General features: G+C 66.7%; 10 protein-coding genes. 4 read left to right on the top strand and 6 right to left on the bottom strand.

Annotation, left to right across the window (positions count from 1 at the left end):
- A partial coding sequence (locus LQT98_RS22360; protein WP_231465317.1) for a hypothetical protein occupies positions 1 to 2,066 on the top strand: 2,066 nt, incomplete at its 5' end.
- Between the two features lie 29 nt (positions 2,067 to 2,095).
- Here the strand turns inward: LQT98_RS22360 and LQT98_RS22355 are convergent.
- The 6 genes from LQT98_RS22355 to LQT98_RS22330 form a co-directional block, all read right to left on the bottom strand.
- Complete coding sequence (locus tag LQT98_RS22355) at positions 2,096 to 2,452, bottom strand: hypothetical protein (RefSeq protein ID WP_231465316.1); 357 nt, start codon at positions 2,450 to 2,452, stop codon at positions 2,096 to 2,098.
- Between the two features lie 23 nt (positions 2,453 to 2,475).
- Entirely contained in the window at positions 2,476 to 2,832 is a 357-nt protein-coding gene (locus LQT98_RS22350) for a DUF1484 family protein (protein ID WP_231465314.1), read from the bottom strand.
- Positions 2,833 to 3,616: 784 nt separating this feature from the next.
- Positions 3,617 to 4,882, bottom strand: a complete 1,266-nt coding sequence (locus tag LQT98_RS22345) for a glycerophosphodiester phosphodiesterase (RefSeq protein ID WP_156183862.1) — start codon at positions 4,880 to 4,882, stop codon at positions 3,617 to 3,619.
- A 289-nt stretch (positions 4,883 to 5,171) separates the two neighbouring features.
- Entirely contained in the window at positions 5,172 to 6,014 is an 843-nt protein-coding gene (locus LQT98_RS22340) for a hypothetical protein (RefSeq protein ID WP_231465312.1), read from the bottom strand.
- A 34-nt stretch (positions 6,015 to 6,048) separates the two neighbouring features.
- A complete protein-coding gene (locus tag LQT98_RS22335; protein ID WP_231465310.1) occupies positions 6,049 to 8,646 on the bottom strand; it encodes a hypothetical protein in 2,598 nt (865 codons plus the stop codon).
- A 94-nt stretch (positions 8,647 to 8,740) separates the two neighbouring features.
- Positions 8,741 to 9,136, bottom strand: coding sequence for a hypothetical protein (locus tag LQT98_RS22330; protein ID WP_231465308.1), 396 nt, complete (start codon positions 9,134 to 9,136; stop codon positions 8,741 to 8,743).
- A 616-nt stretch (positions 9,137 to 9,752) separates the two neighbouring features.
- Between LQT98_RS22330 and LQT98_RS22325 the strand changes: the two genes are divergently transcribed.
- The 3 genes from LQT98_RS22325 to LQT98_RS22315 all read left to right on the top strand — a co-directional run.
- The gene (locus LQT98_RS22325; protein WP_269326123.1) at positions 9,753 to 11,447 is read left to right on the top strand and encodes a HilA/EilA family virulence transcriptional regulator; all 1,695 of its coding nucleotides are present in this window, start codon (positions 9,753 to 9,755) and stop codon (positions 11,445 to 11,447) included.
- Positions 11,444 to 11,908 (top strand): type III secretion system invasion protein IagB, encoded by a 465-nt coding sequence (gene iagB / locus LQT98_RS22320; protein ID WP_048410091.1) that lies wholly within the window; start codon positions 11,444 to 11,446, stop codon positions 11,906 to 11,908. The genes LQT98_RS22325 and iagB overlap by 4 nt, the downstream gene beginning before the upstream one ends.
- The coding region (locus LQT98_RS22315; protein WP_231465304.1) for a hypothetical protein at positions 11,905 to 12,351 on the top strand (447 nt) is incomplete at its 3' end. The genes iagB and LQT98_RS22315, both read left to right, overlap by 4 nt.

Genomic DNA, 12,351 nt, shown 5'->3' with positions numbered 1-12,351 from the left:
CCGCCATCCTGTCCGCGCTGCTGGCGCGCAGCACCACTCGCGACGGCAAGGACGCCGCGCCGCCCGGCGCCGCCAGCCTCAGCGTCGCGCTGCTGCTGGTCTTTTGTTACGCGATGGCGGTGTTCACCCTCCAGCAACTGGACCAGCGCGACGACTTCTGGCGCCAACTGCCGCTGTGGCGGGTGGCGCTGATCTCCAGCCTGGCCTATGCCGGCTACTGGGCCTTGCTGGCGCGCGGCTTCAGCCAGTTGCGCGGCAACGGCTATCTGCGCAGCGTGCTGTGGGCGCTGCTGGCCGGCCTGCTCGCCGGCTGCAAGCTGTGGGGCTTGCTGCAAGCGCTGGATTATCTGCTGGGCATACGCTCGCCGCTGGCCCAGAGCTGGTATGTGGTGGCCGGCGCCTTCGCCGTGCTGCCGCCGGTGTTCGCCCTCAGCGCCGCGCTGCACATCGGCCTGGTCAAGCGCAGCTTCTCGGATCTGCAACGCGAATGGTGGTCGCGCCTGGGCGGCCTGCTCCTGGCGCTGGACCTGGCGCTGGTGCTGCTGTTCGCGGTGGTGGCGCTGTCGCTGCCGCTGCTGGCGGTGACCGCGGACTGGCTGCGCGCGCTGACGCTGCCGGCCTGGCTGCTGACCACACTGGCCGCGGTGTGGCAGGGCCAGTCCGCCAAGACCAGCGGCACCCAGAATGCCGGCTGGCGCGATCTGCTCGCCCGCATCGGGCCTTATGTCTTCGTCGCCGGCCTGCTGATCCTGCTCAGCGCCGGCCTCAGCTGGCTGCTGGCGGCGCTGGAACTGCGCGCCGACGGCTGGCAGCTGCGCCAGCAGCTGTGCGGCTTCCAGGCCTGTAATCTGAGCGACTGGACCACGCTGCACTTCGACGCGTCCGAGCGGCAAGGCATGGGCGGCTGGCTCTATCTGGCGCTGGCGGCGGCCTGCGTCGGGCTGGCGATGTTCGCCTCCTCCCGCTTCGACATCAATCTGTTCTCGCTGCACAACTTCTACCGCAACCGGCTGACGCGCGGCTACCTGGGCGCCAGCGCGCCGCAGCGGGCGGACAAGGTCAACCGCTTCACCGGCTTCAACGCCGGCGACGACCTGCCGCTGGCCGAACTGGCCGGCGCGCCCGCCAGCCCGCCGCAGCGGCCCTATCACCTGATCAACACCGCGCTCAACCTGGTGGCCGGCGACGACCTGGCCTGGCAGCAGCGCAAGGCCGCCTCCTTCACCTTCACCCCGCTGTACTGCGGCTACAAGTTTCCCGACAGCGCGCCGGAAGCCATCGACGCCTTCGCGCCCACCCGCGCCTATATGCACGACGACGCCTCCGGCGCCGAACTGGGGCCGATGCTGGGCTCGCTGATGGCGGTGTCCGGCGCCGCGGTCAGCCCCAATCAGGGCTATCACAGCTCGCCGGCGGTGACCTTCCTGCTGACGGTGTTCAATGTGCGGCTGGGGCGCTGGTGCCCCAATCCGGGCAAGCCCGGCGCGGCGCTGCAGGAGATGTCGCCGCCGCAAGGCTGGGTCTATCTGCTCAAGGAGCTACTGGGGCAAACCAATGCCCGTTCGGACTTCGTTTATCTCAGCGACGGCGGCCACTTCGAAAACCTGGGCCTGTACGAGCTGGTGCGGCGGGAATGCCGACTGATCGTGGCCAGCGACGCCGGCCAGGACGAACAGATGACCTTCGAGGACCTGGGCAACGCCATCCGCAAATGCCGCATCGATCTGGGCGCGGAAATCCACATCGACGTGGACGAGATTCGCCGCGATCCAGCCACCGGCTTCAGCCGCGCCCCCTACGCCGTCGGCTATATCCGCTACGCCTCCGGCGCCAATGGCCACCTGCTCTACCTGAAGCCCTGCCTGCAGGGCAAGGGCGCGGAACCGGTGGACGTGCTGCAATACCGGGCCGAGCATCCGGACTTCCCGCACCAGTCCACGCTCAATCAGTGGTTCGACGAATCCCAGTTCGAGAGCTATCGCAAGCTGGGGCTGTGCATAGGCGAACAAGTGGTGGGCAAGCTGGACCGCGACGGCGCGGGCTGGCTGGCGGCGGACAAGGTGTAAACGCCTGCCGCGCAGCCGCCCGCGCCAAACTACTGGGCCACACGCGGCGGCGGCGCGCCCACCAAGGCCTGGCGCGCCAGCGCCATATTGCTGAACCCCGCTTGCCAGTAGCACAGCCGCGCGCAGGTATCGCGGTTGCGCCACGCGCCGGACGCCCACATCGCCAGGATGGCGGCGTGGGCGCATTCCTGATCGCCATGCCGTTGCTGCCAACGGCGAAACTCCGCCAGCGCCTGCTTGATCTCCTGATTGATCGCCGCGGTGTTGGCCGGATACGCCGGGTGATCATCCACCAAGGCAATCGCTCCGATGCGCGCCTCATAGGCGATGATCAAGCGCGCGGCACGCTTGAGCGCGTCGTTGTGCTGCTTCAATAGCTTCATCATGGCAGTGCCCTCCATCCAAACCGTCAGAACAATCGATTCACCTGGCTCAGGCCCTGTTTCAAGCGCTGCTGCACCGGCTCCAGCAAGGCCTGTGCTTCCTCGCTGCTGAACAGCAGCGGCTCGTCGCGGCGTTGCAGCAGGGTGAGCAAGGCTTGCAGGCCCAGATGGGCGGCGCGTAGATCGATCGCGCCTCGCAGCAGCGCGGCATCCAGTTCGGCGTGGCAGCGGCTCAATTGCCGGCTCAGCGCGCCCAGCTCAAGCAGATTGCCAGCGGCGGCCGGCAACGCTTGCAGGCATAGCCGCAGTTGTTCCAGCGGCGCGGCGGCGGTTTCTTCCGGATCAGGCGGAGGAATACAAGAGGGAAAGGTAGGAAAGGTCATCACGGTCTCCATGTCAGTTTGGAAACCTGCCTAGGCGAGGCTAGGACAGGCACGTGACAAGGTGGCAAGACCGGCTTACTAGACCAACGACCGGCAGTCCAGAGGACTCCCTGCCACGGCCTGCCCCGAATGGGTACAGCGTGGCGGCAGACGTAGTTGTGCCAAAGGCGGACACGACTTGTCTGCGGTCTAGAAATTTATAGGCTTGCCAGCCCGGCGCCGCGTGATTAGGCACGACGCGGAACCAAGCCTAAACAGGCTGGAAGGGGGCGTCAAGGACAGCGCGGACTCATTCTGTTCTCCCGCGCACAGAGAGCCAACGGAAGGGGGAATCGCGAGAGGAAAGGCCAAAGGGGGCGGCACGGTCGCCCTATCCGCTTGGAACCCCTCCGAGGATGGGATAGAGCAGGCACGTGGCAAGGTGGCAAAACCGGCTAGCTTCTTCCAAAGAACCGGCAATCCTTTCGGACTCCCTGCCACGGCCCGCTCCGAATGGGTACGGCGCGGGACCCAGCCTAAATAGACGGATGGAGAGCGTCAAGACGGCGCAGCGAGATCAAACCCGCACATGGCGAGGAAATCACGTCCAAGAACCTGTTCACGATCTTTTGTAGATGTGGTTAAGCGTTGCTAGATACGTAGGAGACCACGTATCCGACGCGCCCCGGGTCCCTTCAAGCCTGCCGACGGGTGGCAGGCCCGAGGTCTTAATGAGTTCAGCCGCGCCTCGGGCCTGACGGGACCCGGCGGGAAGCCGCAGGCCGACGCGGCGCTCCGGACCGGCTTAATCGCGGCCCAGCTTTGAGTAGGCAATCGGCTTGTTCGCGCCCGTCTGCAAGATGGCGCTGGTATCTTGCTGATCGCTAGGGCGGTAGAAGTAGAAGCTATCCTCGCCGGCGGCATTCTGCTTGTGCATCATCTGAATCCCGATGCCATTGAGCAGGATGCTGGATTCCAGCAATACCTTGCGGGCATCGTCGACGTTGTCGCACTTGAAGAAAGTATCAACACGCTTGCTCAATTCAAGCAGCACATGGGAGAAGTCCCTGTTGTCCGCATACTGGCGGAAATCCGAGGTCGAAGCGTGAATCGCCTTGTTGCCGGCAACGGCAAGATCGACGATGGGTTCGCGCAAGTCCCACAAAATGCCGTCGTAGCCCTGAAAACCATTTCCTTCCACCAGCTTGCGCAGATTATCCATCGCCTGCGGGTGGTAACCCGCGTTCGGATCTTTCAGCGAGAAATCCGGATTCATATTGTCCTGGCCAAACAAGTCAGCGGTTTTGATGCCAGGCGCGATATTGATGCCGGTCATCCCTCTTTGCTCGGCCTTGTCCTTGAGTTCCTTCAACGCTTCGTGCTTGAACGAGCAGAACACGATGTTTTCCAGCGGCGTGGAGGCATGTCCATCCGAGCCATCGGCCAGCAGGTCCAGCATTTCATTGACCGCGCCGGCGTCTTTCAGCTCGATGTTGAGGATGATGGGGTTCTTGCCATATTGCGTCAGCGTCTGGTTGGCGTCGTTGACCAGTTCCATCACTTCGGCCAAGGTGGGCATGCTTTCGCCGTTGTGGCCGAGTGGAATCTGTTTCAGTTCCTCCACCGTCTTTTGTCCAACCAGATAGGACGCCTTGGTTTCCCCTTCCGGCAATTGAGCGCCGCTGCGGTCGGCCTGGAAAGCGTTACGCCAGATTTCATCGTCATGGGTGACGACCACTTTGCCGTCGCCGGATTTGAAGATATCGATCTCGATGGCATCCGCCCCCTCCAGAATGGCGGCCTTGATCGCCGGCAGGGTGTTTTCCGGCAGATACTTGTCCGGGAAAGAGGAGCCGAACACGCTGGTGGGGCCGGTGCCGCGATGCGCGGTCAGCAGCAGATGCTGGCCGGTGCGCTCTTTCAGCATTTCGCTGTAAGCGCGGGATTGCAGCATTGTTTGCTTGTCTCCCTCATTCAAGCGAGTCATGCCCTGATTGGCCTGCCCGCCGGTATCGGAGCCGGTTTGGTGGATAGTGGATGTCGTATGGGTGGAAGCCGTGGAAATATGCATGATCAAACCCCTAGTGCAATAAGAAATGAACGCTTGCGCCGCACAGATGGAATGACAGGTCTCCGGCTTGGCACGATGCGAGGCATGACTGCATGGTAGCCAGGCCAAGATTGAGGGACTTTCAAAAAACAACTATCCGAGCGAGTGGCTTAGCGCTGAGTCGGCGAGTTTTCACACGCGCACCACACCAATGAAAATCAAGCACTTCAAGTAAACCGCTTGCCCCGGACAGACATAAAAAACGGCGCGCCGATTGGGCGCGCCGCTTGCGTCTGAAACCGTCCCGGCTTCAGCGCCGGGCCTGGCGATAAGGCGCCAGCACCTCGGCCAGCTCCGCCCGGTCCTCATGCGGGGCCAGCACCGCCAGTTTCGACAAGTCCATCTTGCCATCCAGGAAGGCCAGCAGCCGCTCCAGGTCGTCCAGATCGCTCATATAGTGGCCGGAGGACAACACCAGCGATCTGGCCTTGCCCTCGCGCAGTTCTATCATCGCCGCCGCCCGCACTGGCTTGCCGGCGCTGGCGCTGGTATGGTGCAGCCGACCCAGCACCGCGTCGTGGACGAATAGCCTGTCGTCGCGGTCCAGCACCAGGATGGCGTAGCCGGGCATGCCCAGCTTGCCGTTGGAGCCGGCGGTGTCGATAGCCGTACCGTCCGGCCGCCGCCATACGCCGTCGGCCACTTCCGCCAGATAGGGCTGGCGCGCGGCGGCGTCGCTCAGATAGCTGACTTGCGGCGCGTCGCCCAAGCGCGCCATGCGCGGCGGCTGGCCCGGCCTAGCCAGGTTGATTTCCAGTTGCGGACGAGCATCCATCCAGGCGAAGAAGTTTTCCCTGGCGTTGTCGCCGCTGGCCACCCATTGCCGATGCGCCGGCTGCGCGTATTCCCGGTAGCGATGGCGGGGATCGCGCGCTTCACGCAATTCCTCGTCCACCAGGCCGGTTTCCCCTTCCCTGGGCATCAGCGCGGCGACGAAGCGGGCGGCGTCGCGGAAACGCTCCAGCGGTCGCGGCGCGGGTTCGCCCGCGTGGTCCACGCCCTTGATAGACTGCGCCAGCCGGCTGGACGCCGCCGGCGGCGGCGCTTCCGGGCGCGGCGGCGGCATCGCCGCGCCGCTTGCCGTGATTCTCATCGAAATATGTCCTCTCGCTCGTTAACGACAGCCGCTAGCGCGCCAGCGGCAGTTCTTCCCAGCCGGCGAAACTCTGCTTGTCCGCCTGCCACAAGGGGTACTGGCGTTCCATCAGCGCGTCCAGCGCGGCGGCGGCGTCGGTGAAGCCGACGCGGCCGGCGGCGAAGCCTTCCATCGCGGCGAAAAAGGCAGCGCCGTCCTCGCCCTGGCGCCGCAGGTAGTAGGCGGCTTCCTGACGCACCGCCGAGCCCGGCTCGGCCAGCTTGCGGCACAGCGCTTCCAGCGCCGGCCGTTGCGCCTGCCGCAACGCCGGCCAGCGCTCGCTCTCGTCCACCGCTTTCAGGTGCAGATAGTGCATCAGCGGCGCGCTCAGGCTGTTGTCGCCCCAGCGCTCGCCCAGCACCGCGGTGGCGGAGGCGCCGGCGTTGAGGCCCAGTTCCAGCGACACGCCCGGCTGCAGCGGCACGCCGCCGGAGGCGGACAGGCCAAGATCGCCGCTGGCGCTGACCCGGCTCAGTTGCAGTCGGAAGCCGGCGGCTTCGGCCGGGAAATCGGCCTGGGTCTGGTATTGCGGCCGATAGAAGCGCAGCAGCAGGGTCAGCGCGCCGCCGCCTTCCACGCCGACCGAGCTTTGCAGGCCGGCCAGCGCCGCCGGCACCTCGGCGGCCAGGCCATGCGGCGCCAGCTGCGCGCTCAGCGCGTCGCGCAAGGCGTCCAGCGGCCAAGAGCCGCCCAGATTGCCGGACAGGCTGAGCCGCACGTCCTTGTAATCGCCAGCGCGCACCGGGTTGTGGTGCAGGCGGGTGCGCTCGGTCAGCGAGGCTTCCGCTTTCAGGCCCAGCGGGCCTAGCGTCCCGCCCAGGTCCAGCGCCACGCTGCGGTCGCGGATTTGCAGGCGCAGCACGTCGTGGAAGCTGGTGCGCTTGGCCAGCGCCGCCGGGTCGTGGCGGATGGGCGGCGCGTACAAGCGCGGCGCCAGTTGGTCCAGGCTTTGCAGCAGCGCCGCGTCGCCCTTGTCCGTCGCGGCCAGCCGCAGCGCGGCCTGGGCCAGCGCCATATTGGCCAGCGCTTCCTCGCGGCTGCCGGCGCGCCAGGCGCTCTGGATCGAGCGTTCCACCGCCGCGCCGCCCTCGCGTTTGCCGATGCCGGCGTCCAATTGCTGGGCGACGGCGCAGAAGTGTTCGAATTCGGCGCGCAGGCTGTCCGTCGCGTCGCGCAGCCTTGCCGGCGTCTGTTCGCGCAATGCCGCCATGCTTTGCGCGCCGCTGAGCCAGCTCAACGGCCGGCTGCGCGTGTCCGCGCCCATCAGCGCGGCGGCTTTTTGTTCGATGCCGGCCAGCCGCTGCGCGGCGATGGTTTGATTGCGCGCCGCGCCCTGTTCCTGGCTCAGGCCTTGCCAGATCGGCGTCAGCGCGTCGGCCTGGATGTCGATGCGTTCCACCGTCGCGGCGACGCCGGCGCCGATGCCGACGGCTTCGGCGCGGGCGGAGACGCTGCCCTTGACGCTGTCCACCGTGCTGGGCGGCAGATAGGGGATCTGCGCGCCGGGCAGGGACGCGGCGCTGTCGCGCTGGCCCAGCCAGCCCAGCAAGACGCCCAGCCGCTGCTGTTGATCGGCGGCCTGCTGCTGCAGTTGCCGGTACTGGCGCAACTCATTGCCGTGGCTAGGACGGAACAGACGGATCAGCGCGCCCACCGCGGTGCGGGCGCTGACGCCCAGGGTGTCGCGGCGCGAGCCGTGCGTCAGTTGCTCCGCCTTGAGTTTGACGAAGGCGGTGGCGCTGGCGTATTCGGTCGCCGTGGTGCGCTGGCGGCGGCCTTCCAGCGCGCCGGACAAGGAGGCGACGCCAACGCCGGCCTGAACGCCGGCGCGCGCCGATATCGCCTTGCCCTGGTTCTGGAACACGAAGCCTTCGTCGTCGTTGTCCATGCCGCGGTTCCAGGCCAGGCCCACGCTGAAGCTGGCCTTGGCGCCGGTGCCCGCCTCTCCCAGGCCCAGACCGACGCCTAGCGAGCCGCCGACGCGGCGTTCCTGGCTGACGCCGGGCTGGTCGAAACGCTGGAATTGCGGCAGCAGCTGCGCTTCCGCCTCCGTCCGCGCCAGCTGCGCCCAGGCCGCCTGGCCCAGCAAGGCCAGCCTCTGCCCCAGTTCCGCCAGCGGACCGCCGGCCGGCAAGGCGCGCGTCAGCGCTTCCATCTCCAGGGACAGCCGCGCGCATTCCTTGATGTCCAGCGGCGTCTGCGCGTCGCCGGCCGCCAGCCTCTGCCGCAGGCTTTCGATGATGGCCACGGTCTTGGGCGTCACCGTGTGGCTGCGCGGCAGGATGTTCAAGGCCTGCACCCAGCGCGGCCAGCGCGAGCGTTCCGGCTCGGCCTGGCGATAGGCTTCGCGCCGCATCGCCAGCAGGGTCTGGCCCAGGTCTTCGCGCCGCAAGCGCAGCGTGTCGTCGCTGAGCCTGACTTCGGCGCCGCGCGCCGGCGGCGCGTCTTCCACGCGGTGTTCTGTCGCGCCGCGCGCGCCGCTCAAGGCCGCCGCCAGGCCTTGCGCCGGCCGCGGTTCCGAATTTTCCGAGAGGCGACGGAAGCCCTGCAACCGCACCGTACCCGCCCCGCTTGCAACTGTGTCCAGCATGTACACCTCCTCGATAACCGCCTGTTTGCAACGTAAACGCGCTGTCGATCACCGTTGTCCGGGCATCCCGGAAGCCGCGGACGGATGCGGGGCGCTAGCCCCGTGGCTGCGCCACGGCGGCGGCGTGTTTCAGATTGCTGCCCAGGTCCAGGCATCCGCCGCCGGACGCCAGCTTCGCCTGCAAGCGCTCCAGCCCCTGCTGCAAGTCCTGCAGCGCCTTCTCGGTGCCAGGCGGCGCGCCTTCGGACTTGATCCTGGCCAGCTTGTCCAGCACTTGCTGGCAGCCTTCGCTGCCCCACTGGCGCGACGCCTCGGCGCCGCTGGGCTGCGCCGGCGGCGCGGTCACGGTGGCGTCAGCGGTATTGGCGTAAGCGCTGAACGCCGCCGCCAGCCCCGATTTCTCTCTGGGCGCAAGCGCTTCCGCCGGCGCCGCGGCGTCAGCGGAGCTGGATCGGGCGATGTTCTGATTCGACGAAACCTTAAACAACATTTCAAACGCTCCTGATGTGGCGGCGAGGCCAGAACGACGGTGATGAGTGGCCGCCGGCGCGTGCTCGGCGACAGCGTCAAACTACTCCAAAGCCCAAGGGCGAACTTGCATAAAACGGCCGCGCGGCGCGCTCGCGCGGCCGCCGCGTTTTTGAGAGTTTTCCCATTTGTAGCAAGTACTCCCTCACGTAGTATTTCTACACATGGACTTGTCATCTAAAGGAAATCAAAAACATTTTTACGTTCCAACGACATAACAATCAGGACAGATGAACCGTGTCATTCGCTGAACATTTTTTGCAAGCTGGTCCTTGGCGGCAAAAGTACCATCCACTCTCTCTGTTTTTATGACCGGAAGAAGACCTTGACCGCCAGTTGACGACACTGGCAATCCCAGGCTACAGCGGGCGGGAAGCGGCGGAGCACACGCCGCGCGATGCGAAATCCGCAGCCGGTCCCAAGAACCAGCGCAAATCACCCAACAGATCCACCGAACAAAAAACACGCCGACATGACGCGACGCTACGGGGAATAGCACATAAGTCGCGGCATTGGTCGACTCGATCCGCATGGCCCGCCATGCGCTATTGCGCCGTGCGCGCAAGAGGAACTAGAAGATGGCGTTACATAAAGATGGCTTCATGAACAGGCAATTTGTTTTTGGCGACTTCGTTCTGCACTTCGACGGCATGCTGCTGCACCGCGAGCAGCAGATCAGCATCCCTCCCAAGGAACTGGCGGTGTTGACCACGCTGCTGGAAGCGGCGGGGGAGCTGGTCAGCAAGGACGCGCTGCTGGACCGCGTCTGGCCGGACGGCGAGGTCAACGAGGAATCTCTGACCCGCTGCATCTACGCGCTGCGGCGCATCCTGCTGGAAACCAAGGGCTGCCGCTACATAGACACCGTCTATGGCAAGGGCTATCGCTTCAGCCGTCCGGTGGCGGTGGTGTCCCGGCCCACGCCGCTGGCGGCGCAATGCTCGGTGGCGGTGCTGCCCTTCCGCACTCACCCGCAACTGGACGCGGTCAGCCTGCACGACGCGCTGGTGCAGTGCCTGTCGCGCTACTCGCCGTTCGGCCTGATCGTGCTGCCGGCCACCATCACCCAGAACTGCCGCGACGTCGCCGACATCGTGGCGATGATCGACCAGCTGCGCCCGGACTACTATCTGGCCGGCCAGACCCTGCAGCAAGGCGGGGTCTGGAAGCTGCGGGTGGAACTGGTGCGCGCCGCCGGCCATCAGCTGATCCACCACGAAAGCATAGAGCTGAGCCCGGAGCAGCCGATCACCGCGCTGCAGACCCGGCTGGCCAGCCTGCTGCCGCAACGCATTCCCGGCCTGCGCTGGAACCAGGGCCAGAACCAGGAGCTGGGCTCGCTGGACATGGCCATCACCTATCTGAACGGCCGCCACGAACTGCAACAGCACACGCCGTCCAGCCTGCGTCGCGCGCTGGCGCTGCTGCGCCAATGCGTGAGCGCCGGCCCCTGCCACGCGCTGCCTTATTGCAGCCTGGCCGAGTGCTATCTGACTCTGGCCCAGCTGGGCTTGTTCGACCAGGCCCAGGCGCTGATCCAGGCGCAGCAGGCGGTGAACAAGGCGGTGGAGCTGGACGCCGCCAATCCGCAGGCGCTGGGCCTCTTGGCGTTGCTCAGCAGCATGCGCTCGGAACAGGCGGTGGCGGAGGCGCTGTTCGAACAGGCGCGGCTGCTGGCGCCGGACGCCATCGACATCCATTACTACCACGCCTGGCATTTATTCCTGTCCGGCCGGCTGGCGCAGGCGCAGCAGGCGCTGGATGCCTGCCTGGAGCGCGACCCTTCGCGCATTTCCGCCAGCATTCTCAAGCTGTGGCTGACTTATTACGAGCACCGCATCGACGACGCGGTGTCGCTGGGCAAGCGCCAGCTGTGCCAGTACGGCCAGGACCACCCGGTGCTGCAAAGCGTGCTGGGGCTGATGCTGGCGCTGCAAGGCCAGCACGCCCAGGCCGACGAGCTGGTGCAGGCGGTGCGCGCGTCCGGCGAGGAAGCCGGCTTGCTCGCCCTCAACCACAGCTATATCGACTACTGCCGGCGCGGCGACGCGGCGCTGCCGGCGCTGCGCGCCTTCCTGGCCAAGGTGGACAGCCGCCAGGTGCGTTCCAGCCTGCTGCCGCTGATCCTGGCCGCTCACGGTCCGGAAGCCGCCATCCAGCACTGGCGGCAGCTGCAGGCCGAAGGCTATCTGTGGATCAAGGCCTGGCGCCACGATCCGCGGCTGAGCGCGCTGACCGAGCAAGCCCTCCCCTCCCAGCCGGAGGCGGCGTGATCCGCGCCTGTCTGCTGTCCGCGCTGTTGCTGTGCGCCGGCGCCGCGCGCGCGGACTGCTGGGATCGCGCCGGCCGCATGTTCAATATCGCGCCGGACCTGCTCTACGCCATCGCGCTGCAAGAGTCCGGCCTCAAGCCGGACGCGGTTGGCCGCAACCGCGACGGCAGCCGCGACCTGGGACTGATGCAGATCAACAGCACCCATTTGCCGCGGCTGCGCAAGCTGGGCGTCACCGAACCGCAGTTGCTGGGCGACGCCTGCCTGTCCGTGGTCGTCGGCGCCTCCATCCTGGCCGAGATGATGAAACGCTACGGTTATTCCTGGGAAGCGGTGGGCGCATACAACGCCGGCACCGCGCCCGCGCGCCGCGCCTTGCGCATGCGTTACGCCGAGCAAGTGTGGCGACGTTACCAGAAACTGCGCTCAGCCCCACCACCCCCAAGCAAGGAGCTCTCATGATTCGCTCGCTTCCCCCCGCCGCGCGCGCGCTGCCCGCGACGCCGCCGCCCACCGCGCCCAAGCCCGGCCCCTCCTCGGCCTGGGCCGCCCAGTTGCGCGGCGTCAGCCAATCCGCCGCGCGCCCGAGCGGCACCGTCGGCCAATTGCGCTTGGCTTTCGAACCAGCCGCGCCCCAGGTTCGCGCGGAGACTTCGGCGCGGCCCATGGGCAAACTGCGACAGGCCATCGCACAGGCGAACGGCGGGCCAGCCCGCGCCGACGCCGCGCCGACGCCCAAGCGCGATCCGATGGCGCTGCAGCGCATGTTGAAGATGTCGCCCGAGACCTTCCAGGCTTTCCAGAAAACTCTGGAGGGCAGCGCCGGCAAGCGCGCGCCGGCCAAGGAGACGCCAGCGCCGGCCGCCGTCGTTCAAGCCGCGCCGGCAGCTCCCGCTGCCCCGGTC

The sequence above is a fragment of the Chromobacterium aquaticum genome (assembly GCF_021129195.1).
Lineage (GTDB): Bacteria > Pseudomonadota > Gammaproteobacteria > Burkholderiales > Chromobacteriaceae > Chromobacterium > Chromobacterium aquaticum.
The sequence above is the reverse complement of the archived record's forward strand: the minus strand, read 5'-3'. Positions and strand labels throughout refer to the sequence as shown.

Coding starts and splice junctions, on each gene's coding strand:
- LQT98_RS22355 (WP_231465316.1), bottom strand. CDS start 2,452: ATGATGAAGCTATTGAAGCAGCACAACGACGCGCTCAAGCGTGCCGCG.
- LQT98_RS22340 (WP_231465312.1), bottom strand. CDS start 6,014: ATGAGAATCACGGCAAGCGGCGCGGCGATGCCGCCGCCGCGCCCGGAA.
- LQT98_RS22350 (WP_231465314.1), bottom strand. CDS start 2,832: ATGACCTTTCCTACCTTTCCCTCTTGTATTCCTCCGCCTGATCCGGAA.
- LQT98_RS22325 (WP_269326123.1), top strand. CDS start 9,753: ATGGCGTTACATAAAGATGGCTTCATGAACAGGCAATTTGTTTTTGGC.
- LQT98_RS22335 (WP_231465310.1), bottom strand. CDS start 8,646: ATGCTGGACACAGTTGCAAGCGGGGCGGGTACGGTGCGGTTGCAGGGC.
- LQT98_RS22330 (WP_231465308.1), bottom strand. CDS start 9,136: ATGTTGTTTAAGGTTTCGTCGAATCAGAACATCGCCCGATCCAGCTCC.
- LQT98_RS22345 (WP_156183862.1), bottom strand. CDS start 4,882: ATGCATATTTCCACGGCTTCCACCCATACGACATCCACTATCCACCAA.